Annotated in this window: 28 protein-coding genes, 1 pseudogene and 1 other annotated feature; of the genes and pseudogenes, 23 read left to right on the top strand and 6 right to left on the bottom strand. The window is 49.3% G+C overall.

Features of this window, described 5'->3' with window-relative positions:
- The first annotated feature begins 2 nt into the window (after positions 1-2).
- The 5 genes from KZE55_RS06730 to KZE55_RS06710 all read left to right on the top strand — a co-directional run bounded on the left by KZE55_RS06730 (position 3) and on the right by KZE55_RS06710 (position 4,393).
- Positions 3-1,136: a nucleotidyltransferase gene (locus tag KZE55_RS06730; protein ID WP_222259956.1), complete on the top strand. Its 1,134-nt coding sequence runs from the start codon at positions 3-5 to the stop codon at positions 1,134-1,136.
- 115 nt (positions 1,137-1,251) lie between these two features.
- On the top strand, positions 1,252-1,806 hold the full coding sequence (locus KZE55_RS06725; RefSeq protein ID WP_222257890.1) for a YceD family protein: 555 nt from the start codon (positions 1,252-1,254) through the stop codon (positions 1,804-1,806).
- A 51-nt stretch (positions 1,807-1,857) separates the two neighbouring features.
- Complete coding sequence (gene rpmF, locus KZE55_RS06720) at positions 1,858-2,037, top strand: 50S ribosomal protein L32 (RefSeq protein WP_222257889.1); 180 nt, start codon at positions 1,858-1,860, stop codon at positions 2,035-2,037.
- A 181-nt stretch (positions 2,038-2,218) separates the two neighbouring features.
- Positions 2,219-2,905 (top strand): response regulator transcription factor, encoded by a 687-nt coding sequence (locus tag KZE55_RS06715; protein WP_222257888.1) that lies wholly within the window; start codon positions 2,219-2,221, stop codon positions 2,903-2,905.
- A 15-nt stretch (positions 2,906-2,920) separates the two neighbouring features.
- Positions 2,921-4,393: a HAMP domain-containing sensor histidine kinase gene (locus KZE55_RS06710; protein WP_222257887.1), complete on the top strand. Its 1,473-nt coding sequence runs from the start codon at positions 2,921-2,923 to the stop codon at positions 4,391-4,393.
- 120 nt (positions 4,394-4,513) lie between these two features.
- Here the strand turns inward: KZE55_RS06710 and KZE55_RS06705 are convergent, their stop codons facing one another.
- The 4 genes and pseudogenes from KZE55_RS06705 to KZE55_RS06690 form a co-directional block, all read right to left on the bottom strand.
- The gene (locus tag KZE55_RS06705) at positions 4,514-5,818 is read right to left on the bottom strand and encodes an MATE family efflux transporter (protein ID WP_222257886.1); all 1,305 of its coding nucleotides are present in this window, start codon (positions 5,816-5,818) and stop codon (positions 4,514-4,516) included.
- Between the two features lie 149 nt (positions 5,819-5,967).
- Positions 5,968-6,365, bottom strand: a pseudogene (locus KZE55_RS06700) (peptide deformylase).
- Between the two features lie 60 nt (positions 6,366-6,425).
- On the bottom strand, positions 6,426-7,376 hold the full coding sequence (gene yidC, locus KZE55_RS06695; RefSeq protein WP_222257885.1) for a membrane protein insertase YidC: 951 nt from the start codon (positions 7,374-7,376) through the stop codon (positions 6,426-6,428).
- Between the two features lie 83 nt (positions 7,377-7,459).
- On the bottom strand, positions 7,460-7,735 hold the full coding sequence (locus KZE55_RS06690) for an acylphosphatase (protein WP_222257884.1): 276 nt from the start codon (positions 7,733-7,735) through the stop codon (positions 7,460-7,462).
- Positions 7,736-7,838: 103 nt separating this feature from the next.
- Here KZE55_RS06690 and KZE55_RS06685 point away from each other — a divergent pair, with 103 nt between their 5' ends.
- The 9 genes from KZE55_RS06685 (at position 7,839) to KZE55_RS06645 (ending at position 15,816) form a co-directional block, all read left to right on the top strand.
- Positions 7,839-8,612 carry a TrmH family RNA methyltransferase gene (locus KZE55_RS06685; protein ID WP_222257883.1) on the top strand — a complete coding sequence of 258 codons (774 nt, stop codon included), beginning with the start codon at positions 7,839-7,841 and terminating at the stop codon, positions 8,610-8,612.
- 69 nt (positions 8,613-8,681) lie between these two features.
- Positions 8,682-9,188 carry an HD domain-containing protein gene (locus tag KZE55_RS06680; RefSeq protein WP_047768807.1) on the top strand — a complete coding sequence of 169 codons (507 nt, stop codon included), beginning with the start codon at positions 8,682-8,684 and terminating at the stop codon, positions 9,186-9,188.
- A gap of 14 nt (positions 9,189-9,202) precedes the next feature.
- Complete coding sequence (locus tag KZE55_RS06675; RefSeq protein ID WP_222257882.1) at positions 9,203-9,541, top strand: winged helix-turn-helix transcriptional regulator; 339 nt, start codon at positions 9,203-9,205, stop codon at positions 9,539-9,541.
- 46 nt (positions 9,542-9,587) lie between these two features.
- Positions 9,588-9,799 (top strand) — a binding site (T-box leader).
- 39 nt (positions 9,800-9,838) lie between these two features.
- Complete coding sequence (locus KZE55_RS06670; RefSeq protein WP_047768811.1) at positions 9,839-10,885, top strand: phenylalanine--tRNA ligase subunit alpha; 1,047 nt, start codon at positions 9,839-9,841, stop codon at positions 10,883-10,885.
- A gap of 5 nt (positions 10,886-10,890) precedes the next feature.
- Complete coding sequence (gene pheT / locus KZE55_RS06665) at positions 10,891-13,308, top strand: phenylalanine--tRNA ligase subunit beta (protein WP_222257881.1); 2,418 nt, start codon at positions 10,891-10,893, stop codon at positions 13,306-13,308.
- A 152-nt stretch (positions 13,309-13,460) separates the two neighbouring features.
- The gene (locus KZE55_RS06660) at positions 13,461-13,811 is read left to right on the top strand and encodes an endolytic transglycosylase MltG (RefSeq protein ID WP_047768815.1); all 351 of its coding nucleotides are present in this window, start codon (positions 13,461-13,463) and stop codon (positions 13,809-13,811) included.
- A 71-nt stretch (positions 13,812-13,882) separates the two neighbouring features.
- Positions 13,883-14,533, top strand: coding sequence for a uridine kinase (udk, locus tag KZE55_RS06655; protein ID WP_047768816.1), 651 nt, complete (start codon positions 13,883-13,885; stop codon positions 14,531-14,533).
- 67 nt (positions 14,534-14,600) lie between these two features.
- Positions 14,601-15,077 carry a transcription elongation factor GreA gene (greA, locus tag KZE55_RS06650; protein WP_222257880.1) on the top strand — a complete coding sequence of 159 codons (477 nt, stop codon included), beginning with the start codon at positions 14,601-14,603 and terminating at the stop codon, positions 15,075-15,077.
- A 358-nt stretch (positions 15,078-15,435) separates the two neighbouring features.
- Positions 15,436-15,816 (top strand): HesB/YadR/YfhF family protein, encoded by a 381-nt coding sequence (locus KZE55_RS06645; RefSeq protein WP_047768822.1) that lies wholly within the window; start codon positions 15,436-15,438, stop codon positions 15,814-15,816.
- A gap of 153 nt (positions 15,817-15,969) precedes the next feature.
- On the opposite strand, the gene KZE55_RS06640 is transcribed toward KZE55_RS06645, so the two are convergent.
- Complete coding sequence (locus tag KZE55_RS06640) at positions 15,970-18,558, bottom strand: YfhO family protein (RefSeq protein ID WP_222257879.1); 2,589 nt, start codon at positions 18,556-18,558, stop codon at positions 15,970-15,972.
- A 241-nt stretch (positions 18,559-18,799) separates the two neighbouring features.
- Between KZE55_RS06640 and KZE55_RS06635 the strand changes: the two genes are divergently transcribed.
- The 8 genes from KZE55_RS06635 (at position 18,800) to KZE55_RS06600 (ending at position 24,584) form a co-directional block, all read left to right on the top strand.
- Complete coding sequence (locus tag KZE55_RS06635) at positions 18,800-20,875, top strand: peptidoglycan D,D-transpeptidase FtsI family protein (protein WP_396442473.1); 2,076 nt, start codon at positions 18,800-18,802, stop codon at positions 20,873-20,875.
- 138 nt (positions 20,876-21,013) lie between these two features.
- On the top strand, positions 21,014-21,163 hold the full coding sequence (rpmG, locus tag KZE55_RS06630) for a 50S ribosomal protein L33 (RefSeq protein ID WP_047768829.1): 150 nt from the start codon (positions 21,014-21,016) through the stop codon (positions 21,161-21,163).
- A gap of 81 nt (positions 21,164-21,244) precedes the next feature.
- Complete coding sequence (locus tag KZE55_RS06625; protein WP_047768831.1) at positions 21,245-21,574, top strand: PTS lactose/cellobiose transporter subunit IIA; 330 nt, start codon at positions 21,245-21,247, stop codon at positions 21,572-21,574.
- Between the two features lie 117 nt (positions 21,575-21,691).
- The gene (locus tag KZE55_RS06620) at positions 21,692-22,246 is read left to right on the top strand and encodes a 5-formyltetrahydrofolate cyclo-ligase (protein ID WP_047768833.1); all 555 of its coding nucleotides are present in this window, start codon (positions 21,692-21,694) and stop codon (positions 22,244-22,246) included.
- 3 nt (positions 22,247-22,249) lie between these two features.
- Complete coding sequence (locus KZE55_RS06615) at positions 22,250-22,909, top strand: rhomboid family intramembrane serine protease (protein WP_222257877.1); 660 nt, start codon at positions 22,250-22,252, stop codon at positions 22,907-22,909.
- A 4-nt stretch (positions 22,910-22,913) separates the two neighbouring features.
- Positions 22,914-23,150 (top strand): YqgQ family protein, encoded by a 237-nt coding sequence (locus KZE55_RS06610; RefSeq protein ID WP_047768836.1) that lies wholly within the window; start codon positions 22,914-22,916, stop codon positions 23,148-23,150.
- Positions 23,151-23,176: 26 nt separating this feature from the next.
- Complete coding sequence (locus KZE55_RS06605; RefSeq protein WP_047768838.1) at positions 23,177-24,148, top strand: ROK family glucokinase; 972 nt, start codon at positions 23,177-23,179, stop codon at positions 24,146-24,148.
- 22 nt (positions 24,149-24,170) lie between these two features.
- Positions 24,171-24,584, top strand: a complete 414-nt coding sequence (locus KZE55_RS06600) for a rhodanese-like domain-containing protein (protein ID WP_047768840.1) — start codon at positions 24,171-24,173, stop codon at positions 24,582-24,584.
- A gap of 86 nt (positions 24,585-24,670) precedes the next feature.
- Here the strand turns inward: KZE55_RS06600 and KZE55_RS06595 are convergent, their stop codons facing one another.
- Entirely contained in the window at positions 24,671-24,847 is a 177-nt protein-coding gene (locus KZE55_RS06595) for a DUF3042 family protein (RefSeq protein ID WP_047768842.1), read from the bottom strand.
- A 108-nt stretch (positions 24,848-24,955) separates the two neighbouring features.
- Here KZE55_RS06595 and miaA point away from each other — a divergent pair, with 108 nt between their 5' ends.
- The gene (gene miaA, locus KZE55_RS06590) at positions 24,956-25,879 is read left to right on the top strand and encodes a tRNA (adenosine(37)-N6)-dimethylallyltransferase MiaA (RefSeq protein WP_047768844.1); all 924 of its coding nucleotides are present in this window, start codon (positions 24,956-24,958) and stop codon (positions 25,877-25,879) included.
- Positions 25,880-26,015: the final 136 nt, after the last annotated feature.

The raw sequence follows: 26,015 nt of genomic DNA, 5'->3' as shown, positions 1-26,015 counted from the left end.
AGATGGATGCTGTTGGGCTTATAGTTGAATTTAATCCCTTTCATAATGGCCACCGTTACTACGTCCAAAAAGCTAAGCAGGTAACGGGAGCAGATGTAGCGGTGGCAATCATGAGTGGGGACTTTACCCAGCGTGGGGAACCGACCATTGTTGACAAGTGGCAGCGGGCCCATGCCGCGCTCTTGAACGGGGTTGACCTGGTTGTAGAATTACCCATCTGTTATGCTTGTCAGCCGGCCCACCGGTTTGCGGCAGGTGCCCTGGATCTATTGAACCAGTTGCGGGTCCAGAACGTGGTCTTTGGAGCTGAACATCCAGAGTGGGACTTTAGGAAGCTAGTCCTCGTCGCCCGTGATTTCAACCAGCAAGCGTTAAAACAATATAACGAGACGTACGCTACCCAGTTTAATGACCAACTTGCCCAACGGACCGGCGTAAGTCTAAAAGACCCCAATGATATTCTGGCATTTGCCTACACGAAAGCGGTCAGTACCCACCACTACCCGATTGATCTGGTCCCAATTGCCAGGAAAGGGAGCAGCTACCATGACGAGGAGATTCACGGTCGTATTGCCAGCGCCAGTGCCATTCGGGAGGCCATCACAAACCGCGCTGCGTTTGCCTCTGCCGTACCATCGGCAATGCTACCGGCGCTTCAAGCAGTAGCGACGGTGCCTTCCTGGACGGCCCTGTACCCCCTTTTGCGCAACCAATTGATTCAGGCGCCTGTTGCCACCCTGGCCCAGACTTACCAGATGGCGGAGGGACTGGAACACCGGATGAAGGAGTTTGCAGAACGGGAATTGACCTTTCGAGGCTTCATTCATGGCATCAAGACCAAGCGTTATACTTATGCCCACCTGTTGCGTCTTTGCTTGTACACGACCCTCCAGCTGACCGAGGATGAAGTGGCGACCCATATCGACGAGCCCTTTATCCATATCCTCGGTTTTAACAGGCGGGGACAGGAATACCTCCACCAGGTGAAAAAAAGGGTGGCGGTGCCGATGTTTACTAAAGTCTCTCAGGAGATGAAAGAGGACTTGTATAACCTGGATTACCGGGCAGGAAAGCTCTACCAGAACTTCACTTCTGTGGACCAGGACCTTAAGCACTCGCCACTAATAATTCGCTGAGTTATGATAAAATGAGAACGGCAGTCCAGCCCGGCAAACCTGTCAAGGAAAAAGCATTGACAACCCTTGGGTGAGACTAGTATAATTGCACATGTTGCATTAGGAGGTTAGTACGATGAAATGGTCGTTAGAAGAACTACACCGTTACCAAAATGAGCCACTTCATATCCAAAGTACTTTTGATCTGAACGCATCATTGACTAAATTATTTCCGGATATTATCTTGGGGGTTGCCCCCGTCAAGGTTGACGGATACGTTACTTATGACGGCGGGGATGCGACGGTTAGCGCCAACGTTAAGACGACACTGACGGTCCCATCCAGCCGTTCACTAACCCCGGTTGAGCTCCAGCTTGACTTTAACTTCACCGAGACTTATATTGATGATTGCAGCCACTTTTCCCGGTATGAAGATGACGAAGTTGTCTTCTTACTGAAGGATCGTGAGCTGATTGACTTCGATACCGCCTTGGCGGAGAATATTGTTGAGGAGGTCCCGCTCCGGGTCCTTTCTGCGGATGAAAAGGCCGGGAAGCCAATGCCGAGTGGCAAGGGCTGGTCCGTCATCGCTGAAGATGACTACGCGGCAAACAAGCAGAAAAATAAAAAAGTTGATCCACGTCTCGCGAAGTTACAAAAGTTATTGCCTGATCAGGATGATAAAAAGTAGCGGACGGTTAAAAACCATTTGTGGATAATTAATTATTAGGAGGTGTCAAACATGGCTGTACCAGCACGGAAGACTTCAAAAGCTAAGAAGCGTATGCGTCGGGGTCACATCAAGTTGAACGTCCCTGGCTTAACTCCTTGCCCAAACTGTGGTGAACTTCGTAAGTCCCACATGGTATGCCCTAACTGCGGCTACTACGATGGCAAGCAAGTTATTAACACTAACAAGTAATTATTTTAAGAAAAGACCATTTTTTTAGGCGCCGGACCTGGAATGGTCTTTTTTTGTTGCTACGGTGCGGAAAATCACCGTAAATTCGGACCTTACCCTGGGGTTTATTAGAAAACTGTGATAAAATTGTTCTGTTAATTTAATGAGAATACTAGGTAAGAATTTATAGTAGGTGAAATTAATGAGTCGAATTTTAATCATTGAAGACGAAGAGAATTTAGCAAATTTCGTTAATCTGGAACTAAAACACGAAGGTTATGAGACCGACGTTGAACTCGATGGACGGGCCGGGCTGGAAGCGGCACTAAGCCAAGATTTTGATGTGATTTTGCTTGATTTGATGTTGCCAGAATTGAATGGAATTGAAGTTGCTCGTCGTGTTCGGGAACTAAAGGATACCCCAATTATTATCATGACCGCCCGGGATTCCGTTATTGACCGGGTCTCCGGCCTTGACCACGGGGCTGATGATTACATCGTCAAGCCGTTTGCCATTGAAGAACTACTGGCCAGGGTCCGGGCCCTTCTTCGACGAATCAGCATTGAAGATGGTAATAACAAGGAACACCAGACGACGGTAAACTATAAGGACCTGACCATTGAAAAGGAAAACCGGGTCGTTCGTCGTGGCGACGAAGTTATCAATTTAACAAAGCGGGAGTATGAATTACTGTTGATCCTGATGGAAAACATTAACGTTGTAATGTCACGAAAGGAACTGCTCAGTAAGGTCTGGGGTTACGATTCCAAAGTTGAGACTAACGTGGTCGACGTTTATATCCGTTACCTGCGGAACAAGATTGACCGTCCCGGTGAAAAGAGTTATATCCAAACCGTCCGGGGCACCGGTTATGTAATCCGTTCCTAGAGCCTGTGAATTACTATGAAAACTCAGAAAAACGGTAAACGATTTGTTTCGCTAAGGTTGAAGTGGGCCATCGGGACTGCCGTGGGTTCGTTGATTATTTTCTTTGTTGTAGCCATTGCGATGTTTACCTCTTTTACACAAAACCTTTTTCAGCAGGAGAGAAGCCTGTTAAACCAGGGAATGGATAACATTAGCCGGCCGCTAGCTAAAAATAACCAATCATTGACCAAACGCTCAATTGAGCGGGTCCTTGACCCCAACAATGACCATTCCTTTGTTCGCGGAGCAGATTATCGGCGACCAGTGGTTAAAGAACTAAGTGACGGTCACCTACTTGTCAATATTTATAACCCCCAGGGTAAGATGCTCCTGTCAACTGGCCAGTTGGAGGGGAAACCGTCCTTAGTTAATGAACGCCAGGTGCGGATTGCCCAGGGGAAACACCACAAAATTTTACTTGGCCATATGCCAATCTATTCTCATGATACCCAGCGGGTAATTGGCTACCTGCAAATCGAAAACAACCTAAATTCCTACGCGAAGAGCTACCGCCAGCTCCGCCTGGTCAGCATCATGACCTTATGCCTCGTCATTCTAGCAAGTGGCCTTTTAGGTTATGCCTTGTCCTACTTCCTGTTGCGGCCCCTTGGCGATATTCACGACACGGTTAAGGTAATTAGTAAGGACCCGACTAAGAATGTCCGGGTACCGACTAGCAACCGGAACGATGAATTAGCGGAACTGATTGACATGTTCAACGATATGCTGGACCGGATGCAGCGATATATTGAACAGCAGAGTCAATTTGTGAGTGACGTTAGCCATGAACTCCGGACCCCGATTGCCATTATCCAGGGACATCTCGACATGTTGGAACGGTGGGGGAAAGATGATCCCCAGGTCCTCAATGATTCTTTAAAGGCCTCTTTGATTGAGACTAAGCGGATGAAAAACCTGGTTCAAGAAATGTTGGACCTTAGCCGGGCTGGACAGGTTGAAATTGACTACCGCAACGAAAAGACGGTTGTCAATGATGTTGTCCACCAGGTTTTCAATAACTTTAAGATGCTCTATCCGGAATTTACCTTTAACCTTGATGATGACCTTGATGAGAAGATCACGGTTAACATTTACCGTGACCACCTTGAACAGGTCCTGGTGATCCTGTGCGATAACGCTGTCAAGTACTCCCAGGACCGTAAGGAGATTCACGTTACTCTCTCACGGGGGATGAATACCATTGAGATTGGTGTTCAAGACTTTGGTGAGGGAATTGCCCCTGAGGATGCTAAACGCGTCTTTGACCGCTTCTACCGGGTTGATAAGGCGCGGAGTCGGAAGAAGGGGGGCAACGGCTTAGGCCTTTCAATTGCCAAGCGTCTGATTGAGGGTTACCACGGGTCAATCAGTCTGGAAAGTTCACCCGGTGCAGGATCACTTTTCAAGATTGTCCTGCCGATTGTTGAGGACCCAGAGTCACTTAAGTAATAGGACTCATAAGTCCCTTATATAGTTGAAAATACACAAAGCGGGCTCTAGTGCTCGGAAAAATCCGAACGCTAGAGCCCGTTTTGTATTTCCACAAGCTAGCCTCTGTCTCCCTTCGTATTACCATTTTTTAGTCCGGTCCTTAGTGATAACAGTTGCGATGATGAAGACCAGTAGCTCGGTTACCGGAACAGCTGCCCAAACACCATTAATTCCTGCCGTATGTGCTAGTAATAAGATCATTGGTAAGAGGATGATGTAACCCCGTAAGAGTGACAGGGTAAAAGAAGCTCGCGGCATGTCAATCGCCGTCAGGAACAGGATTAACATCAAGTTCAAGGCGATAAAGAAGATTCCCGTAAAGTAAATCGGCAGCCCCGTGCTGGCGTAAGCTGCCAGCTGGCTGGAATTTGTCGTGTTAAAAAGGCTGATAATCTGCTGCTTGAAAACAATCAGGATGATAAAGTTAATTGCTGCCAAGCTTAGGGTGATTTGAATGCCCCGCTTAAGGGCCTGCTTGACATTGGCAAAGTGGCCCGCACCAAATTCCCGGCTGGCAATTGGTTGTACCCCGAGAGCCACCCCGTTAGAAATGGCCAGGACCACGATGGCAATGTTGGAGACTACTCCATAGGCCGCCACCGCGTAATTGTTGGCGAGGGCCAAAAAGACCCGGTTGAAGAAGTAGATACTGACCCCGTTACTCATCTCGTTTAATGCGGCCGCAATACCCAGACTCGCTGCCTTGGCAAGGTTGCGGACTTTCGGCAGCTGCCAGTGAAGGGTGAGCTGGCGACCTTTGAAGTGGCGGTGCCTGGTGAGTACCAGGAGGCTAATCATGGGTGAAACCAACGCGGCCAGCGCGGCCCCTTCAATCTTTAGCCCGCAGCCAAAGATCAGCAGCCAATCGATGATGATTACGGAGAGGGTTTCCGTCAGAGTTGCCTTCATCGTCAGCGTCGGGTTATTATCGTTGCGGACAAAGTTGACCGAGATGTAGCTGCACATGTAAAGGGGCCCACTCCAGGCAATGATTCGCAGGTAGGTGATTGACATCGCCCGGGTCTGTTCATCAGCCCCTAAGAAGTCAACGACGGGATGGGCAAAGATGGTTAACAAGATGGCCAGCACCACCCCGAAGATCCCGGCAAAGGTAATCAGCTGGCTGAAGAGGCCTTTGACCTGTTCGGGGTGCTGGACCTTGTTGAGTGAGAACATGGTGGCCCCACCGACACCCAGTAAGAGTCCGGTCGCGTTAAAAATACTAAAGACCGGCAACACGATGTTTAGGGTGGCCAGACCAAAAGCCCCCGCGGCAATCGAAATAAAAAGGGTGTCGATAATTACGTATAGCGACAACCCTAGAGTAGCGATGACGTTCCGCGTGACGTAGTGGCGGACCTCACCGTTAATTGAACTATTCATTTAGATCGTCCTCCTCACGCTCTCGTCTCCCAACACGTGGTTGGGCGCCTGTCGGAGAACCGTAAAGTAATTTACGCAAAACCCGGCGATTTTGCAACCCTTATTTACAAGTAACTATCTTACTAAATTTTCCGCGTAACTTGCAAGCATTAAATCAGGATCCCGTGGCAGTGGTCAACCTCGTGCTGAACAATTTCAGCCGCAAAACCGTCTAACGATAGCTCCTGCTTTTGCCAGTTTTCGTTACGGAAACGCACCTGAATCTTTTGGTAGCGGGTGACCGGAAAGAAAGACACCCTTCTTTTGTTTGGTAGGGCCCTTGCTTTTTAATAATGGTGGGGTTGAACATGACAACCGGGAAGGGACCCAGTTGGGCAATAATCACCTGCTTGGTGACACCAATCATATTGGCACCCATCCCCACACAGCGGTCGGCATTCGCCTGGAGGGTGTCGCGCAGGTCGCTGGCGAGTCCTAAGTCAGCCTTGGTTGCTGGTTGACAGGGGCGGGAGAGAATCATTGTGTCCTTATTAATTGGTTTGATCAAATTTAAAACCTCCTAAAAAAGGCCCTCGCACCATGAAATCTAGATGCGGGGGTCGACTAATTATTTGTGGTGGTGTTGCTTACCAGCATTCCGCTGCCGGTTCCGCTTTTCACGTTCCACCGTCTTTAGTGATGTGGCGCTCGGCTTCTTGAGCTGGTCAATTGCCGCCGACGTTGCATTTGCTTTCGGCGCGGTCTTTGGTGCTTCCGGCATCTTGATGGGGTTCTTCTTAGCCTCTTCTTCGATCCGCTTCCGGATACGTGGCCGGTAGGCATTGACCATCAGGGTTTGTAGAATGGCGAATAGCCCACCAATGAAGAAGTAGAGCCCTAAACCGGCGGATGACGTCAGTGAGATAAAGAAGGTCATAAACGGACTCATCCAAATTGCCATCTTCATTTGCTTCTTTTGTTCTTCCGGCACACCGACAAGACCCAGGTAACTCTGAACCGCGTAGGCGATAAAGGAAAGGACAGCGAAGATAAAGCTCGGCTTCCCCAGGGCAATTCCGAAGAAGGTTGCGTGGTAGAGGTCTGGCGAATAGCGGATTGCAGCATAAAGGGCGGCAAAGACCGGCAGCTGAATCAACAGTGGCAGGCAACCGATTCCCCCGGTTAGGCTGATGTTGTTATCCCGGTAGAGGGCCATCATCTGTTGACTAACCGCGGCCTGTTCTTCCGGTGTCTTAGCAGCCTTCTGCTTGGCCGTTAGCTCCTTAATCAGCGGTTGAACCCGGGCCATCTTTTCCTGGGTGATCGTTGACTTCTTCATCTGCGAGAACATGACCGGCAAGAGGATCATCCGGACAACCACGACAATCACGATAATTGCCCAGCCGTAGTTGTTGCCAAAGTGAGCGGCCAGCCATTCCATCAGGTGCTGCATGGGCTTGGCCATGTAGTCGTATACGAAACCGTACGGCTTACCGCTCTTCGTAGTACGGACACAGCCACTCAGTACGATGAGCATCGTGGTTAAGAGCCCCGCAACGGTAATTCTTTTATGCTTCATTTATTATTTTCTCCTTGGTATATAGTTACAAACATGACATATCTTAACCTAAAACGCGCTTAAATTCTAGGTATGACACCTAATTAACGCCGAATTGTGAAAACCTGGTCATAGTCTTGGCACCGGCCTGTGGCGACCTGGCAGTCAACGACCCGGGCGTATGGAGTGGGCCCCGCCTTTACCTGCTCGATAAATTGTTGGACTTGGTCTTTTGATCCTTGAACCTCGATGTAAACCCGGCCGCTGGGGAGGTTCCTCACAAAACCAGTGACCTTGAGCTGGCGGGCGATGCTCATGCACCCCCAACGAAAGCCAACGCCCTGGACGATTCCATTAATTGTAAGCTGATAGTTAACCATTTCAATTCTCCTTAACTAAAACTTATGAAATGATGAATGAGTTGCTAGTATTGTACAACATTTTTCATGGTATAATTATGTGATAAGAAAGGTTGTTTAACTAATGGAAGAATTAACTTCGGTTCATAACCAACACGTTAAGAATTGGAAAAAGTTGCAGACAAAGAAGTACCGCAAGCAGAGTGGGGAATACCTGCTTGATGGTTGGCACTTGGTCAATGAGGCCCTGAAGGCAGGAAACCAAATCAACCAGTTGATTGGTACGGAAGATCAGCTGGCGGCCCATCCCGACTTACAGGAACAGGCAGGGGCAACCTACGTTGTCACTGAGGAAATTATGAAGCACATTACCGATACGGTAACCCCCCAGGGAATTGCCGCGGTTGTAGACTTGCCGGATGCCCACCGGGTACCGGAAAAGATTACCGGCGCCTGGCTTTTCTTGGATCGTGTTCAAGATCCCGGAAACGTCGGTACGATGGTCCGGACCGCTGATGCGGCGGGCTTCACTGGGGTTGTTGTCAGCAACCGGTCGGCCGATATCTTTGGCCCCAAGGTTGTCCGGTCAATGCAGGGGAGCCAGTTCCACCTGCAGCTTTTGGAAGGTGACCTGAAAAAGTGGATTGCCGACTTTAAGAAGGTCGGTGCCCCGGTTTACGGGACCCAACTGAACCCGGCGGCGAAAAACTTCCGCACGGTTAAACCCGGATCGACCTTTGCCCTGATTATGGGAAACGAGGGCCAGGGGATGGACCAGCGGTTGCTTGCCCAGACCACTGCCAACCTCTACATTCCGATGCGGGGCGAAGCCGAATCGTTGAATGTTGCTGTGTCGGCGGGAATCTTAATGTTCCAGTTGAACCAGCAGTTAGGTTAAGTCGTTATTGTTTAAAATAGTTGCCTGATTAGGTATGATAAGCACCAACCGGATGAAAAGGGGTATTACATGAAAACAGAGAATGAATGGCGTAACGACAAGGAGTATGTAGCGATTATTAGTGACCTGTTAGCCCAACCGGCAGTTCAAAAGCTGGCCAACTACACTCAGCACCATCATTCTAACCGCCTTCAGCACTCAATTGCGGTTTCTTACGATAGTTACAAGATCGCTAAAAGAATGCATTTGGACTACCGGAGCACGGCCCGGGCTGGTTTGTTGCACGACCTGTTCTATTATGACTGGCGGACAACGAAGTTTGACTTAGGTACCCACGCCTTTATCCATCCACGGGTAGCACTGCGGAATGCAGAGAAGATTACCCCATTGAATAAGAAGGAAAGGGATATTATCCTAAAGCACATGTTTGGCGCCACGATGGCGGTTCCCCGCTATCCAGAGAGTTTGATTGTCTCCTTAGTCGATGATTTTGAGGCGGAACACGAATTCTTTGGTCCCCTGCGTGCAAAGCTGCGGCGGAAGATCAAGAAACGCCGGATGCGGACAACTTGGTAGAAAGGAGTGTTATGATGCCAAAGTTAGCTGAAAAAAAGGTAGCTGATGGTGACTGTAAACTATGCCCAAAGTTTACGCAGACATTTATGATGCTTGGCAAGAAATGGAATGGGTTGATTATTGAGGTTCTCCTGGAGAATCCCCAATTACGGTTCAAAGACATTGCAAATGCAATTACTAAGTGTAGTGACCGGGTCCTATGTGAACGGCTCAAGGAGTTGGAGGACGAACAGATCGTCATCCGTAAGACCTATCCGGGAACGAGCCGGGTCGAGTACGCATTGACGGCCCGGGGTCAGGAATTAGCCCCCGTGATGAAGGCCGTCCACCGGTGGAGCGACAAGTGGTGCTAATTTCCGCTTGACCTTCGCCGGATGAGTGGTTACAATATTGGGTATGAAAAAGGCGTTGACGAAAACTAGTAGCCGGTCGGGCCCGTCAGAGAGCCACCACGGATTCTGAGAGTGGTGGTCAGTGTGCAAAGGTGAATTTCATTTTCCGAGCTGATACGTAATGGTATTCCGGTTGATCACCGTTATTTTGATTGACTAAGTGTACTAGTTATCCGTAGCTAGTAAACTAGGGTGGTACCGCGAAGCTTCGTCCCTATTGGGATGGAGCTTTTTTGTTTGTTCAAAGGAGTTGAAAAAATGGGATTAAGAGATAAGTTAACGGAACTTCGTGAGCAGGGGCTTGAAGAAATCAAGAACTCCAAAGACCTCAAGAAGATTAACGAAGTTCGGGTCAAGATGCTTGGTAAGAAGGGCCCCATCACGAGTGTCCTGCGGGGAATGCGTGATTTAAGTGCCGAGGAACGGCCGGTCGTCGGTCAGTTTGCCAACAAGGTTCGTGACGACCTGACGGAAGCAATCGAAGCACGCCGGACTGAATTGGAACAGGCGGCTTTGAATGCCGAACTGGCCGCTGAAAAGGTGGACGTTACCTTGCCCGGGACCCCGGTTGCCCAGGGGCAATCACACGTGATCCAGCAGATTATCGACCAAGTCGTGGACCTCTTCGTTTCCATGGGTTACGAAGTGGCCGTGGGGGATGAAGTTGAGCAGGAAGTTTACAACTTTGAAAAGCTGAACCTGCCTAAGGACCACCCCGCTCGTGACATGCAGGATACCTTCTACGTTACCCCTAAGGTACTGATGCGAACCCAGACCTCACCAATGCAGGCGCGGATGCTGGAAAAGCATGACTTTAGCCAGGGACCATTAAAGATGATCTCACCAGGGAAGGTTTACCGGCGTGATACCGACGATGCAACCCACAGTCACCAGTTTAACCAGATTGAAGGGATGGTTGTTGGTAAGCACATCACCATGGCGGACCTGAAGGGGACCCTGGAAGTTGTTGCCCAGTCCCTATTTGGTGATAAGCTCCAGGTCCGTCTGCGGCCAAGTTACTTCCCATTTACGGAACCATCCGTTGAAGCCGACATTACCTGCTTTAACTGCATGGGGAAGGGCTGCGCAATTTGTAAGCACACCGGCTGGATTGAAGTTCTTGGTGCCGGAATGGTCCACCCGAACGTCTTGAAGATGTCCGGAGTTGATCCCGAAGAGTTTGGCGGCTTTGCCTTTGGCCTGGGTCCAGACCGTTTTGCCATGCTGAAGTATGGGGTTGACGATATCCGGAACTTCTACCAAAATGACGTCCGTTTCCTGAACCAGTTCGATGAGAAAGGATAATCTAAATGAAAGTATCATACCAATGGCTTAAAGAATATTTAGACATTGACGTTGCTCCCCGCGACCTGGCAGAAAAGATCGCCCGGACTTCCGTTGACATCAATGATGTTTACTCCCTGAGTGATGGCCTTAAGAAGATCGTGGTTGGTGAAGTGGAAACCTGCGAACCCCACCCGGACTCTGACCACCTTCATGTTTGTCAAGTTAACGTGGGAGAAGACGAACCAATTCAAATTGTCTGTGGTGCACCCAATGTTGCCGCCGGTGAGAAGGTAATTGTTGCCCTCCACGGTGCCCGGATTGGCGACAACGTCAAAATTAAGCGGGGCAAGATTCGTGGTGTCCAATCTAACGGTATGCTGTGTGCCCTCCAGGAACTGGGCTTCAGCGATAAAATTGCACCGAAGGATTATGACGAGGGAATTTACCTCTTGCCGGATGATGCCAAGCCTGGTGATAGTGTCTTCCCTTACCTTGGAATGGATGACACCATCATCGACACTGACGTTACGCCTAACCGTGGGGACATGCTGAGCATCTACGGAAACGTTAATGATATTGCTGCTTTTTATGGCCTCAAGCCCCACTTTAAGGAGCTGGCCATTAAAAAAGAGGGGGACGAAAAAACTGCGGACCTCGTCAAGACCACCGTTAATGACGAAAAAATTGCCCCAACCTATAAGCTGCGGATCATCAAGGGGGTCAAGATTGCTGATAGTCCCCTCTGGATGCAAATTAAGCTGTGGAATTCTGGAATTCGCCCGGTTAACAACGTGGTTGACGTCACCAATTACATCCTGTTGAAGTATGGCCAACCATTGCACAGTTACGACTATGATAAGCTGCCCGGCCACCAGTTTGGTGTGCGGCACGCTAATAAGGATGAGAAGTTCACGACCCTGGATGGGGACGAACAGACCCTGATTGAAAATGACATCGTGGTTACGGCTGACGACCAGCCAATTGCACTGGCCGGAACCATGGGTGGTGAGGGGACTGCCGTTGCCGATGACACCACAACGGTCGCCCTGGAAGCCGCTATTTTCGACCCAATCATGGTTAGAAAACAGGCCCGTCGCCTTGATCTCCATAGCGAATCCTCCATGCGTTTCGAACGGGGAATTAACCCGGCAACGGTTGAGACGGCCCTGAACGAAGCGGCCGAGCTAATTAGTGAACTGGCCGGTGGTGAAATTACCCAAGGGATCGTTACCGCCAGCGAAAAGCCGGCCCAAGACAAGCAGATTACCCTTTCCTTGAGCAAGGTTAACCATGTCTTAGGGACCAACCTGAAGATGGCTGAAGTTACGGACATCTTCAAGCGGCTGGCCTTTCCAGCAACGGTATCTGAAGATGACCAAATTGTTGTGACCGTACCGGCTCGCCGGTGGGATATCTTTGTTGCGGCTGACCTTTACGAAGAAATTGCCCGGATCTATGGCTATGATAACCTGCCAGCTACCCTGCCGGTTATGACACGGAACCATGGTGGCTTAACCGCCCGGCAGAAGTTTATCCGGGCCAGCCGTCACGACATGGAAGGCATGGGATTAGACCAGGCAATTAGTTACTCACTCACCACGGTTGAAAAGGCTAAGCAGTTCCAAATTGACCCCGTCGATGAACCAATGAAACTTGACTTCCCAATGAGCTCTGACCACGTTGCTACCCGGATGAGTATCATCAGTGGTCTTCTGATTGACGTTGCCTACAATGTTGCCCGGAACGTTAATGATGTGGCCCTTTATGAAGAGGGGCGGGTCTTCTTGCCAAAGGGTGGCGAACGCCCGGAGGAACAAGAACACCTGGCGGCCGCAATTACGGGACACCTGCTGGCCAACTCTTGGCACCTTGACGACCAGCCGGTTGACTTCTTCCAAGTAAAGGGAATTGTGGAACGTTACCTCCACAACCTGGGAATTGCTGGTGAAATTGCCTACGTTGCTGATGACCAGCGTCCTGAAATGCACCCCGGGCGGACGGCAGACATCTTAATTGATGGCCAGCTGGTTGGCTTTGTGGGTCAGGTTCACCCAACGGTTGCTAAGGACTACAAAATTCCTGAAACCTACGTCTTTGAGCTTAACTTGGAAGACCTGATTGCTGCTGACAAGGTGGCAAACGAATACCACCCAATCAGTAAGTACCCGGCAATCACCAGGGATATTGCCCTCTTGGTTGACAAGAATGTTACCAACGCGGACGTCTTGGCGGTTATTAAGAAGCGGGGAGGCGCCTTCTTGAAGAATATCCACCTCTTCGACGTATACAGTGGCCTCCACCTGCCGAAGGGCAAGAAGTCACTGGCCTACACCTTGACTTACCAAGATGTTCACAATACATTGACGGAAGACCAGGTTAACAAGGCCTTTGATAAGGTTACTAACGCCTTAGTTGATGACCTTGGTGCTGAAATCCGTTAATAAAAGTTGGAAAAAGCATTGGAGCGCACCTTTGGCTAGGATAGGATGATTGTTGGCACGAAACGGGCCAATAGTCCTCCATAACTAGACACGAGGAGCGCGCTTTTTTCCGTGATTGTAGTATTTGACAAACAAGGACTGGTGGGGACCAAATGCAAGAAGATAAACTAAAACGACAAAACCGCCTTGTCCTGGTCCTATTGGCCTTACTAGTGGTGGTTGGCCTGGGGATCCACCAGTATTTTAACTATGCGCTGACCCCGGTTAACCGTTCCAGTACGGCTCGCGTGACGGTGACGATTCCGCAAGGTGCTACTGATGACCAGGTTGCCGCAATCCTGAAGAAACACGGCTTAATCCGGAGTCGGTATGTCTTCAGCTACTACCTGCAAACGCACAAGACGAGTGGTGTTAAGGCTGGTCACTTCACCCTACGGCAGTCGTCTTTCGTACCCCAGATTGCTAACCGCCTCCAGGAAAACCAGGCGGCAAAGCGCCACTAGCCAGTTGATGGGGACCCAATTGTGCTGTATACTATTTCAGATTAAATTTTTAAGAGGGGTAAAAGAGTTAAATGAATTCTCAAGTTAAAACGCGCCCAATCATTATTGGGGTAACTGGTGGTTCGGGTAGTGGTAAGACTACCGTTAGCCGGGCAATCTACAATGAACTGAAGGGGAAGGACATCCAAATCATTACCCAGGATACCTACTACAATGACCAGGCAAACATGACGATGGCGGAGCGGAAAAAGGTCAACTACGACCACCCGCTGGCCTTTGACACCGACCTGCTAATTGAACAATTAGCGGCCCTGCGTAACAACCAGGCCATCGAGATGCCGGTCTACGATTATAAGAAGTATACCCGGACGAACAAGACCGTTCACGTTGAGCCTACTGAGATTATCATCTTGGAGGGAATCTTAATCCTCGATGATGAGCGCCTTCGTGACCTGATGGATATTAAGGTTTACGTTGATACTGATGACGATATTCGCCTGATTCGCCGGATCAAGCGGGACATGAACGAACGGGGCCGGTCGCTGGATTCAGTCATTAACCAGTACCTGGCAACCGTCAAGCCGATGTTCCACCAGTTCATTGAACCGACGAAGCGGTACGCTGACTTGATTGTGCCCGAAGGTGGGGAAAATCACGTGGCTATTGACCTGTTGACCACCAAGGTCCGGGATATTCTGGTTAAGCGTGGACACACCCTATAAACCTGTTTACGAGCTTGGCAATAAATGGTAATGTTACCACGGAATTATTTTAGAGGAGTGTATTGTTATGGCTGAAGAAAAAACGTTTCCAATGACCCTGGAAGGGAAAAAGAAACTGGAAGATGAACTTGAAGAATATAAAATGAAGCGTCGTCCTGAAGTTATCAAGCGCATTAAGATTGCCCGTAGCTACGGTGACCTGTCCGAAAACTCGGAATACGAGTCAGCAAAGGACGAACAGGCAATGGTCGAAAGCCGGATTGCCCAAATCGAAAACATGCTGCAGTATGCAGAAATCATCGACAACGAAGATGTTGACAAGGATGAAGTTTCCATGGGCCGGGAAGTAACCTTTAAGGAGCTGCCGGACGAAGAACCCGAAACTTACACCATCGTTGGTGAATCAGAATCTGACCCCCTGAATGGTAAGATCTCTAACGAATCACCAATGGCTAAGGGCCTCTTGGGGCACAAGGTTGGCGAAGAAGTCGAAATTGAAATTCCAAGTGGCACGATGAAGGTTAAGATCTTGGAAGTTAAGTAATTAAAAGGAAGCTGGAAAAAAGCATCAGAGTGCTCCGTATGGCTAGTATAGGACGATTGTTGGCACGGAACGGGCCAATGATCGTCCGTAATCAATGGACTTGCTTCGCGGCGCTAGACAATAGGAGCACTCTTTTTTCCGCGATTACTGTGTAATATTCGGAGAACGGAAAGAGGCTCCCGTTTTTCAAGTTTTCTCCCAGCCCCTTATTGTTGTTGTTTTGTTGCTGCTCTTCCAATCCAATACCTTGATTTTCCCTTACATTTACGCAAAAGGATTGGGATTTTGCCTTAAACATGGTAAGGTTAATGGTATGAAAGTGCTACCATTAGCGATGGCATAATAAGGGGATGTTTACATGAAATTAATTATTACGGATGAAGCGAGCAAGTGGTTTAAAAACGAACTAGGATTGCAGGATGGCAACGGGATCAAGTTCTACGGGAAGGTCTATGGCTTTACGGAAGTTCACCACGGCTTTTCACCGGCCTTCAACCGGGAGGATAAGCCAATTGAGCCCATCTTAGAAGAAGTTAAGGACGGCATCAACTACCACATTGATGGCCTGGACGAATGGTTCTTTAAGGGTCTGGTCACCACGGTTGACTATAACGCAAAGACTGACGGTCCGGTCTTCCACTTTAAGCACGAAAATGATGAGGACCAGCCGGACGTTGCGGGGATCAGCAAGGAAGAGGAGGAACACCCAGACGCTTCCACCGGTGCATCGCAACATTAGGAATCCAAAATTACCTAAGACTAATTAGAAGTGAATCAAGGCTTTAAAAAGTACAAAAGGGACTCTAGTGATCGGAAAATCCGAACGCTAGAGTCCCTTTGTGTACGGCATTGTAGCATTTTTAGAAGCTATGTCACAGCCCTCTTCAAATTATTACCGTTGGCGCTTAATAATGACGATAGTCCCGGCGAGGCAGACGAGGCTGATGAGCGTCCCGGCAAGCAGGTATGGTGGCCGGTAGAACATCGTTACCTGGTGGTGGCCTGGTGACATTGGCACAGCCATGAAGGTGCCGAGAACGGTTTTACTGGTCGCCGGTTGACCATCAACGCGGACATGCCAACCCTTGGCTGCCGGAATCGTGGTCATCAAGACGCTTTGACTGCGATGGATGTTGACGGTCCCACTAATCCTAGCATTTGAGAAGTGGCTGATCTTCAACGGTGACTGCTTAAGCGTCTTCAGACTGGCGTTAAACGACCGCTGGTTTAGCCGGTAAACACTGACGTTTTGCAGCCAGGCAGCTTGGTGCTTGAGACGCATGGTGATCGTCACCGGCTTGCCCTTCTGGTGGTGGGCCAGGTTAATAACGATGGTATCCCGGTAATTCTTTGTCTGGGCAAAGGCCTTCCGGTTAACACTCAGCCGGATGTCGTCAGCTGCCTCGGGCCCCACGGTCAGGTAGTAAGAATCGTTGGTTGGTGGGGTAAAGGTCAGCTTGATGGCCGCCGGTTTCAAGAAGTCCTTGCGGCGGAATGTTGTGCCCGTAATCTGCCTTGCTGACTGAACGTTTTCAAAGCGGACCGCGGTGAAATTCTGGACAGCAAAGAGGGAGTGGTTGATTGGCCGCCCCGCCAGTGCCTGCATGATTTGGGACTGGTAATTGACCGGGTCCAGGGTCGTGTGGGCGAGACTAAGGATCTCGTTGCTGGCCCCAAAGGCAATTGGCAGACTATTCGGGTTACGTTGGATCCTAACCTTACTGGTAGAAGCACTTGTTGCCAGTCCGTTCCAGTCTGGCCGGTAGCCGGACCGGGGCATTAGCGGGGTTGACGGGTTCTTCTTGGTCATCGTGTATTTAAAGCCCAGCAATGCATCGGTGACTTGGGTCCCGTTGGAGTACGTGATGAAGCCATCGCCGGCGGGTTGGCCAATTGCCCCCATAAAGTCCGGGAGGGTCGGTTCTAGGGTTGAACCAAAATGGTCACCCGAGTTGAAGTCGGCCTGGAAGGGGTCGTCCTTGGTCCGGGTGAAAGTTTTAGCTACCCGGAAAAGGCCCTGGTCGTGCTGCCTAATTTTCCGACTGGCCTGGTCAAGCTGGCTAGTGTAGGTTGCAAACTCGTTTTGGGAGACGTAGGCGATGCTGTTCAGACTGGTAAAGGCGGCGTTAGCAACGTCGCAACAGGCGAGGCAGATTAAAAGAAGGTCATACAATCCCGGGGCGTTTCGCCGGTTAATAAGGAGGTAAACCAGGCTGATTCCAGCAAAGCTAATCCCGATGATCCGTTGGTCGGTACTGATGTATGACAGCTTAAGGGTCCCAGTGTAGGCGAATATGACAACGGTCAGCACCAAGAGACACAGAACCTGCCACGGGGCCGGCCGGTAGTTGACCTGAAGGGTGCGGGCGGCCAGTAAAATACACCAGCAGCAGAAGACAAAGGAGAAGCGGTAGGGGTACCAAACCGGGAACTGCCCAGCATGCCAGAGAAGGTCTAACGGTTCGTAACAAAATGACAGGATAAAGAAGATGGTCACACCCGCGGCAGCAATCCGCTGGGTCCACTTGACGCGTGAGTTAAAGAAGTAGAGGGCAAAGCCGAGGATCATGATCATGCCGACGTAAATGTTGGGCTGCCCCTTTGGCATCTGGTCGAAGTTGAAGGAACCCGGAACGAGTTTTGCCAGCATCTTCAACGGGAAGTACTCAAACCGGCTCCTGATTACGTTCTCTGTATAGGTGCCCTTACTTTGGCTGAGGGCAAAGATTGTCGGTAGCAATACAATTGCAGCAATTCCGGCCGCAAGCAGTGAGGACCAGGCATAGCGGAGAAAGGCCATTCCACGGGCCTGCCAATTTTTCAGGACCGGGAGCTGCCAGATGATAATCAAGAGGGTGAACAGGCAGACCATCCAGGCCATGTAATAGTTGTCGACCATCATTACCGCCAACCAGGCAATGTAGGTGCCGACCTGCCGTTGGTGGATTAGTTTGAATAACCCCCAAATAATCAGGGGAAGGATCACCAAAACATCCAGCCAGATCATGTTTAACTGGTTGGCAATCATCCAACCGTTTAAAGCGTAAGTAGTGCTAAATGCCCAAATCCGTGGGCCACGTTGCCACCCGGTCCGGTCAATCAACCAGGCGAAGGAAAGCCCCGCCAGGCCGTAACGGAGAAGGAGGATGACCATTATCCCACTGGTCAGCAATTTCCCGGGAAATGCCAGTAGAATCAGGTTGAGGGGACTGAAAAGGTAGTAGGCGTTGGTCCCCCACATTTCACCGCCCAGGCCCTTGCTAAACGAATAGATTAAAGAGGATGGGTGGTGGAGAAGACTATTACGAAAGTAGGAAAAGAAGTCGATATACTGTTGCCCCAGGTCGACAGTTAAGAGGCTGCTACCACCAAAGGGCGCCATTTGGCGGTAAGCAAAGTAACTACCCATGATCAAAACAGGCAGTAGGAAGCTTCCCCACAAAACGATGGATCTTTTACTTATCTTTGACGTTTGTAACACAACAAATTCCCCTTTTAGTCATTTCTTACACGTAGGTCACATTATATAACGAAAAATGTGTTTAAATATTGACGGAAGTTAAATTTAGGTAAATCTGAAGGGAAGTAGTTCAAATTTTACCGAATAAAGAGTATTATTCTTGTGTTAGTAGTGGCGTTTGCCTGCGCAAAATAACAAAATTTGTTAAAATAGTATTCACTACAATGAAGGAGAATTTGATCCGGTGAAAATTTTTGATCGAATGAAGAGCCTATTTGGTTCACGAAGTAATAATAAAAAGCGGAATGCTCAGTCGATTATCCCGTTTCGGTTAAACTTCTTGTTGTGGGTTGTCGGAATTCTGTTACTGGCCCTTGCTGCCCGCCTGTTTTACCTCCAGGTGCTCAACGGGACAGCTTACAAAGCTGAGGTCAAACGGTCTGATACTTCTATCCAGACTAACAACGTCCAGCGGGGGATGATTTATGACTCCCGGGGGGAGGTGTTAGTTGGTAACCAGACCCACCAAGCGATAACCTATACTAAGGGGCCGGATGTGACTTCAGCAGACCTCTATAAGATTGCTAACCGCCTGGGTAAATACGTGTCGGTCTCCAATAAGAATTCACGGTTAACGGACCGGAATGAAGAGGACTACTTCCTTGCTGATAAGGGCCGGTTAAAGCAGGTCTTAAAGCACGTCAAGACTTCAGACAGTGACTCTGATGATGACAAGTACAACAAGGCCTTGAAGTACCTGAGTGCCCACCCATCTACTTGGCACCTGACGAAGCAGCAAAAGAACAACGCGCGGATTTATGCGGCAATGAGTGGGGCCTACTCCCTTTCCACAACCTATATTAAGGAAACGGGTGTTACTGGTAAGGAACTTGCTCAGGTTGGTGAACACCTTGGCGAGATGCCGGGGGTCAAGATTGGGACCGCCTGGACGCGAAATTATCCGCAGGGGAAGAACTTCCAGTCCTTTACCGGGAGCGTTTCGACAACCGGGTTGCCGAGTGATGAGGTTAACTCCTTACTGTCACAGGGATACTCTAGAAATGATAGTGTGGGACAGAGTTACCTCGAAAAGGAATACCAGGCCACCTTGGCAGGGTCCAAGTCCCAAACCCAGGTCACCACGAACGGCGGCAACAACGTCACCAAGGAAGTTGTTAAGTACCGTGGGAAGAAGGGTGACAACCTGGTTCTGACGATCAATGCTCAGCTACAAAAGCGGGTTCAACAGATCTTACAACAAAACTACTCTGCGGCGGGGAATAGCTACTCACCTGGGGTTTACGCAGTGGTTATGAATCCGAATACCGGGGCTGTCTTAGCGATGGCGGGAATTGACCGTAACACTAAGACTGGTAAACAGACGGTTGACGAAATTGGGGCTATTAACCACCCAATTACCATGGGGTCGGTTGTTAAGCCGGCCACGGTCATGGGGGGCCTGATGTCGGGAGTAATCACTCCGTCGAATAACACCCTGACTGATAAGCCAATCAAGGTTGAAGGAATTGCGCAAAAGAGTTCCTGGTTCAACCACGGTGGGGGTGCCGACATGGCGGTTGACGCACCGACTGCCTTGGAAGTTTCATCTAACTCCTACATGATGCAGGTGATTATGAAGGAAGGAAAGATGAACTACACGGATGATGGTCCGATGACGCTGAAGCCAAGTATTTTCCAGACCGAACGAAAGTACTTTAACATGTTTGGCCTAGGGCAAAAGACGGGGATTGACCTTCCTGGTGAGACAGCTGGTTACGAAGGACCATCTGATGAAAAGCACATCGGTTCGGCGCTTGACTTGGCTTACGGGAACTATGATGGTTACACAACGATTCAGTTAGCCCAATACATGTCGACAATTGCCAACGGTGGGAACCGGATGCGGCCGTACGTGGTTAAGGAAATTAGGGGGACCAAAAGCAATGGGGAGCTGGGACCAATTCAATCCGTTACCCAACCCCAAGTTCAGCAGGTCATCCCGGCGCCCAAGTCATACTTTGACCTTGTCCACCAGGGACTTTACCTGGTTACGCACGGGACCAACGCCTACGTTACTGCTAAGAACATGTCAAGCCTAAAGCCATCCGTATCTGGGAAGACCGGGACTGCCCAGACCGTTTCTGATGGTCACGATACAACGACCTTGAGTTTTGCCGGCTTCTCACCATCCAAGAACCCGCAAGTGGTGGTTGCTCTGGCCATTCCTGGTTGTACGAATGATGATGGTGAAGCCAACATCACGATGGCCAAGCAGATCTTCCAGGCATACTGGAAGACTGTCCGCAGCTCTAGCACTGCTAACGATCAGACAGATTAAGGGGCTGTCAAGGAATTTTCCTTAACGAACTTGAACAAAACCCTAGCCAAATCCACTAATAAATGATATAGTTGTACGAGTTAGGGTTACGATAAATAACCAATTAAAGATTAAAAATATGTTTGGAGGTTTCAACTCATGCGTGTCAACATTACACTTGAATGTACTTCATGCCATGAACGGACTTACTTAACCAGTAAGAACCGTCGTCACAATCCCGACCGTCTTGAATTAAACAAGTACTGCCCACGGGAACGTAAGGTGACATTACACCGTGAAACTAAGTAATTTAGTTTCTCTTATCCTGCCGATAGCATTGCGCTGTTAGCAGGATTTTTTATTGTTAAGTTGGTTTTAAGAGGAGAGAGAATGACAGAAGAAAACAACGCAGCTCTGCAGCAGGCAATGCAGTTAATGCTAAACGCCGGGGATGCTAAGGAAGCAGCCCATGAGGCCATTGAAGCAGCTCATGATGGGGACCTGGCGAGTGCCAAACAAAAATTAGCTCAGGCTAAGGAAACGTTGAACACGGCCCACAACACGCAGACTAAGATGCTGACTAGTGAGGCCCAGGGGAAAAAAGTGGAATTAACCCTTTTAATTGTTCACGCCCAGGACCACTTGATGACTGCCATTACTTACGTCGATCTCGCAGGTGAAATTATTCGTCTCTACCAACGCCTCGCTGAAGACAAGTAAACGGACTTACCCTTACCGACCGTTATAAAATAACGCTTGCAAAAAGCGTAGTGAGCGGTGATAATAAGTTGTTGAAACCGTTTATCTTATTTAGCGTAAAGGGGAGATTGTAGAATAATGACGTATTCAAAAGCCGAACTGCGTCAAGCTTATATTGCCCGGTTGCAGCAGCTGGATGTTAACACCCGCCTTAATGAAGAAAAGGCGTTGGCATCCATCCTGTATGACCAGCCGGAATGGATGGGAGCAAAGGTTATTGCGCTGACCCTCAGTCAGTCCTTCGAGATTGATACGGCCCCGTTGATCCTTCATGCCCGGCATGAGGGACGGACGGTAGTTGTTCCCCGGACCTTGCCTCACCGACAGATGGAGTTTGTCGAGTTAAAAGAAAATACGACCTTTGAAGAGACGACATTTGGTATTTTGGAACCAAGCGACGGACGTGTTTACGGCCCGGACGAGATTGACCTCATGATCGTTCCCGGGGTGGCATTCACAAAGGATGGCTACCGCTTGGGATTTGGTGGAGGTTACTATGACCGCTACCTTGAAAATTACCAGGGTAAGTCGCTGTCACTGGCGTTGCCAACCCAGGAAGCTGAGAATGGCGAATGGGCGCCAGAAGATCATGACCAGCAGGTTGACCGAGTAATCACACTCGCGGAGAAATAGCGAATGCAGGCGAACTACTGGAAGAACAACCCCGTGACGGTAAGTCTGATTGCCATTCAAGTCGTCGTCTTCTTAATGATGACGATGATGGGGGGCTCAACCAACACTGTCGTTTTGCTAAAGTTTGGGGCGTTGAACGCTTCTCTCGTGCAGGCTGGACAATGGTGGCGGCTAATTACCCCCGTCTTTGTTCACATTGGTTTTGCCCACATCTTAATTAACAGTATTACCCTTTACTTTATAGGTCTCTACATTGAGCAGCTCTTTGGTCACTGGCGGATGTTAGTTATTTACTTTGTCAGTGCCATTGCCGGTAACCTATTGAGTGCCTTTTGGATTTCCAATGGCTTATCGGCGGGAGCAAGTACGGCGATTTTTGGCCTCTTTGGTGCCTTTATTATGCTGGGCGTCACTTTTAGGGAAAACCAAGCGATTCGGATGCTGGGTCGCCAGTTCTTAATCCTGGTTGTCCTGAACATTGTGACGGATCTTTTCGTTCCCGGCATCGACCTTGCGGGACACCTTGGCGGCCTAGTAGGGGGCTTTTTAGCCGGTTATGCTGTTGGTGCACCCCGCCTTGGCCACGTTAATTCTGTGGAACGGGTGCTTGCCACGGTGGTTTTAGTTCTCGGGTTACTAGTTTTATTTGTTAAAGTGAGCTGATAGGATGGCTTTACCACGTGAATATCGGACGTTATATGATGTTCAGCAGCTGCTGAAGGAGTTTAACGTCTTTGTGTATGTGGGCAAACGATTGTACGATATCGAGCTAATGGCAATTGAGTTAGACCACCTGTACGAAGCAGGGGTCGTCGACAAGACAACGTATATGAAAGCAAAGATTGTTCTTAGAAAAGAACATCGTGAAGAAGAGCGCCGGGAAAAGTCTGGGCGCCTATACTAATTTAATAAACCAGGAGGAAATTAATAATGGCAAAGAAGTTATTTGGTGTTGACCTTGGTGGGACAACAATTAAGTTTGCAATCTTGACTCAGGAGGGTGAGATCCAACAGAAGTGGTCAATTCGGACCAACATCTTGGATGATGGTTCCCACATTGTTCCTGATATTGTGGATTCCATTAACCACCACCTGGACCTTTACAAAATGACACCCGACCAGTTTGTTGGTATTGGGATGGGAACTCCCGGAACCATCGACCGTGACAAGGGGACAGTTGTTGGGGCCTTTAACCTTAACTGGAAGACCACCCAAAGGGTTAAGGAGCAAATCGAAGAGGGAACAGGCATGAAGTTTGCCCTTGATAACGACGCCAACGTAGCCGCTCTCGGTGAACGCTGGAAGGGTGCTGGTAACGAAGGTGACGATGTTGCCTTCATCACCCTTGGTACCGGTGTTGGGGGTGGACTGATCTCCAACGGTAAGCTGGTTCACGGAATTGTCGGTGCCGGTGGTGAAGTCGGCCACATGATTGTTAAGCCTAACGGTTACCTTTGTACTTGTGGTAACCGCGGCTGTCTAGAACAATATGCTTCAGCAACTGGTGTTGTTCATGTGGCCCAAGACAAGGCAGAAGAATACGAAGGTAACAGCCGCCTTAAGGCCATGATTGATAACGGTGACGAGATCACTTCAAAGATTGTCTTTGACCTGGCCAAGGATAACGACTACCTGGCAAACACCGTTGTGGACGAAGTTACCTACTACCTTGGTCTGGCATGTGCTAACCTTTCTAACGTCCTTAATCCTGAATACCTGGTTATTGGTGGTGGGGTCTCCGCTGCCGGTGACTTCCTGTTGAAGCGGGTTCAAAAGAACTTTGAAAAGTTTGCCTTCCCAACAGTTCGGACTTCTACCCAGTTGAAGCTGGCAGAATTGGGGAACGATGCCGGTGTTATCGGTGCTGCATCCTTAGCTCGGCAGTTTGAATCAGTTAACTAGTTTCACAAGGGAGCGTTAAACTTTGATTTTAGCTATTAGTAACGGACTGTTGACGTTTAACCTGGTCCTGATTGTCATCATCCTGGCCTTCTTGATTGGGTGGGGCTACCAGGCCTGGCGGCGGAAGCGCTACTCAACGGTTCTTGACCAAGAAGATTTTCAAAAGGGCATCCGGAAGGCCCAAGTGATTGACCTGCGAAGCGAGAGCGACTTTAAAGCGGGCCACATCCTGGGGGCCCGGAGCTTACCGTATGTTTACCTGCGGCAGCAATACGGTGAATTACGCCCTGATTTACCAATCTACCTCTACGATGCTGGAATGTCAGTCAGCACCCAGGCGGCAGCCTTTTTGTACAAGCACGGCTATAAGAAACTCTACATCCTCCGGGACGGTTACCGTGCTTGGGACGGTAAGACGAAGAAGTCGAAGTACTAGGATTGGCTTTTGATAAGTGATATCTGAATAAAAAGGGGCTGGAGATTTTTTCTCCAGCCTCACTTTTTTATTAAAATGTTGAGGAATTAGAATTGGTGTGCAGAACGGTTCTTCCGGGTGGCAGCCCGCCGGTTTTCGTCGAACTTAACCTCTTCTTCTTCAACCGGCTTAATAACCGTCTTATGGAAAGCAACGGCGCCACTGACAATCGCTGCTAAAGTTGATGCAGTTCCGATTAAAAATCCCTTTGTTAATTGTTTCATCAGGCAATTCCTCCTTTTTATCAGTAACTTAACTCTATTATGAGCGACTTGAGCGTTATTTACCAGTCATAATCAGCAAAATTATTATTTTAATAAGGAAGTTAAAGAATGAATAAAGTAATTGCAATTGTGGGGCCGACAGCGGTTGGAAAGACCGCCCTCTCAATTAAACTGGCCCAGGCCGAGCAAGGAGAGGTCATTTCTGGAGACTCGATGCAGATTTACCGCCACCTCGATATTGGAACAGCCAAGGTGACCAAAGAGGAAATGGCGGGTGTGCCCCACCACCTGATTGATATAGCTGACGTCGACCAGCGGTACTCGGCGGCCCAATTTAAAGATGAGGCCAGCAAGCTTATCGAGCAGATTACCAACCGTCACCACCTTCCCATTATTGCTGGGGGGACTGGCTTTTACCTTCAAACCCTGACGGCTAATTTGACCCTTGGTGGGGACCATTTTGATGCCCGCTCCCAGCAAATTCGGGACCACTGGAACGCTGTCGCCGACCAAAAAGGGAACCAGTTCATTTGGAACCATCTCGCAAAAGTGGATCCGAAAGCCAGTCAAAACATCCCGGTGGGTAACCGGCGAAGAATCATTCGGGCTATTGAAGTGGTGGAGCGGACTGGTAAACTTTTTTCTGCTCAACCGCAGCTGGATAGTACGACGGACTTTCTCCTGGTTGGTCTGACCACCGAACGGGCCGCCTTGTACCAGCGGATTAACGACCGGGTCGACCAAATGGTGAAAAACGGTCTCGTTGAAGAGGCCCGCTGGCTATACGACCAGGGCGGCCTTAGTTTACCCGCCGGAAAGGGGATCGGTTACCATGAATTGTTCCCTTACTTTACTGGCGAATGCTCATTGACAGCTGCAATTGAAAAGGTAAAAAAGGATTCACGTCACTATGCCAAACGCCAGTTAACCTGGTTCAGAAACAAGATGGACGTTCACTGGTTTGACCTAGTTAGCGGCAGTGACACAATTCAAGATGTTAAGTCCCTTGTGGAGGCCTGGTTAAAAAAGTAAAGTTAACGAACAAATTTGGTTACAAATAGCTAAAAGTTTCGGAATTAAATTGACTTGTTACAGGGGGATTGGTATTCTAAGAACCGTATTAAGGAAGGTAAGCTTGATACACGTTTGAACTGTTAGGCCGGTGATT

The sequence above is a fragment of the Limosilactobacillus panis genome (assembly GCF_019797825.1).
In the GTDB taxonomy this organism is placed as follows: Bacteria; Bacillota; Bacilli; order Lactobacillales; family Lactobacillaceae; genus Limosilactobacillus; species Limosilactobacillus panis_A.
This window is presented reverse-complemented; position numbering and strand designations above follow the sequence as displayed.

What these genes read in the sequence shown, in the direction of transcription:
- KZE55_RS06660 (WP_047768815.1), top strand. Translation starts at nt 13,461, where the DNA reads ATGCAAGAAGATAAACTAAAACGACAAAACCGCCTTGTCCTGGTCCTA.
- KZE55_RS06680 (WP_047768807.1), top strand. Translation starts at nt 8,682, where the DNA reads ATGAAAACAGAGAATGAATGGCGTAACGACAAGGAGTATGTAGCGATT.
- KZE55_RS06645 (WP_047768822.1), top strand. Translation starts at nt 15,436, where the DNA reads ATGAAATTAATTATTACGGATGAAGCGAGCAAGTGGTTTAAAAACGAA.
- KZE55_RS06715 (WP_222257888.1), top strand. Translation starts at nt 2,219, where the DNA reads ATGAGTCGAATTTTAATCATTGAAGACGAAGAGAATTTAGCAAATTTC.
- KZE55_RS06675 (WP_222257882.1), top strand. Translation starts at nt 9,203, where the DNA reads ATGCCAAAGTTAGCTGAAAAAAAGGTAGCTGATGGTGACTGTAAACTA.
- KZE55_RS06635 (WP_396442473.1), top strand. Translation starts at nt 18,800, where the DNA reads ATGAAGAGCCTATTTGGTTCACGAAGTAATAATAAAAAGCGGAATGCT.
- KZE55_RS06690 (WP_222257884.1), bottom strand. Translation starts at nt 7,735, where the DNA reads ATGGTTAACTATCAGCTTACAATTAATGGAATCGTCCAGGGCGTTGGC.
- KZE55_RS06670 (WP_047768811.1), top strand. Translation starts at nt 9,839, where the DNA reads ATGGGATTAAGAGATAAGTTAACGGAACTTCGTGAGCAGGGGCTTGAA.
- pheT (WP_222257881.1), top strand. Translation starts at nt 10,891, where the DNA reads ATGAAAGTATCATACCAATGGCTTAAAGAATATTTAGACATTGACGTT.
- KZE55_RS06595 (WP_047768842.1), bottom strand. Translation starts at nt 24,847, where the DNA reads ATGAAACAATTAACAAAGGGATTTTTAATCGGAACTGCATCAACTTTA.
- KZE55_RS06685 (WP_222257883.1), top strand. Translation starts at nt 7,839, where the DNA reads ATGGAAGAATTAACTTCGGTTCATAACCAACACGTTAAGAATTGGAAA.
- KZE55_RS06620 (WP_047768833.1), top strand. Translation starts at nt 21,692, where the DNA reads ATGACGTATTCAAAAGCCGAACTGCGTCAAGCTTATATTGCCCGGTTG.
- KZE55_RS06625 (WP_047768831.1), top strand. Translation starts at nt 21,245, where the DNA reads ATGACAGAAGAAAACAACGCAGCTCTGCAGCAGGCAATGCAGTTAATG.
- yidC (WP_222257885.1), bottom strand. Translation starts at nt 7,376, where the DNA reads ATGAAGCATAAAAGAATTACCGTTGCGGGGCTCTTAACCACGATGCTC.
- KZE55_RS06610 (WP_047768836.1), top strand. Translation starts at nt 22,914, where the DNA reads ATGGCTTTACCACGTGAATATCGGACGTTATATGATGTTCAGCAGCTG.
- udk (WP_047768816.1), top strand. Translation starts at nt 13,883, where the DNA reads ATGAATTCTCAAGTTAAAACGCGCCCAATCATTATTGGGGTAACTGGT.
- rpmG (WP_047768829.1), top strand. Translation starts at nt 21,014, where the DNA reads ATGCGTGTCAACATTACACTTGAATGTACTTCATGCCATGAACGGACT.
- KZE55_RS06605 (WP_047768838.1), top strand. Translation starts at nt 23,177, where the DNA reads ATGGCAAAGAAGTTATTTGGTGTTGACCTTGGTGGGACAACAATTAAG.
- KZE55_RS06710 (WP_222257887.1), top strand. Translation starts at nt 2,921, where the DNA reads ATGAAAACTCAGAAAAACGGTAAACGATTTGTTTCGCTAAGGTTGAAG.
- KZE55_RS06705 (WP_222257886.1), bottom strand. Translation starts at nt 5,818, where the DNA reads ATGAATAGTTCAATTAACGGTGAGGTCCGCCACTACGTCACGCGGAAC.
- KZE55_RS06730 (WP_222259956.1), top strand. Translation starts at nt 3, where the DNA reads ATGGATGCTGTTGGGCTTATAGTTGAATTTAATCCCTTTCATAATGGC.
- rpmF (WP_222257889.1), top strand. Translation starts at nt 1,858, where the DNA reads ATGGCTGTACCAGCACGGAAGACTTCAAAAGCTAAGAAGCGTATGCGT.
- KZE55_RS06725 (WP_222257890.1), top strand. Translation starts at nt 1,252, where the DNA reads ATGAAATGGTCGTTAGAAGAACTACACCGTTACCAAAATGAGCCACTT.
- KZE55_RS06615 (WP_222257877.1), top strand. Translation starts at nt 22,250, where the DNA reads ATGCAGGCGAACTACTGGAAGAACAACCCCGTGACGGTAAGTCTGATT.
- greA (WP_222257880.1), top strand. Translation starts at nt 14,601, where the DNA reads ATGGCTGAAGAAAAAACGTTTCCAATGACCCTGGAAGGGAAAAAGAAA.
- miaA (WP_047768844.1), top strand. Translation starts at nt 24,956, where the DNA reads ATGAATAAAGTAATTGCAATTGTGGGGCCGACAGCGGTTGGAAAGACC.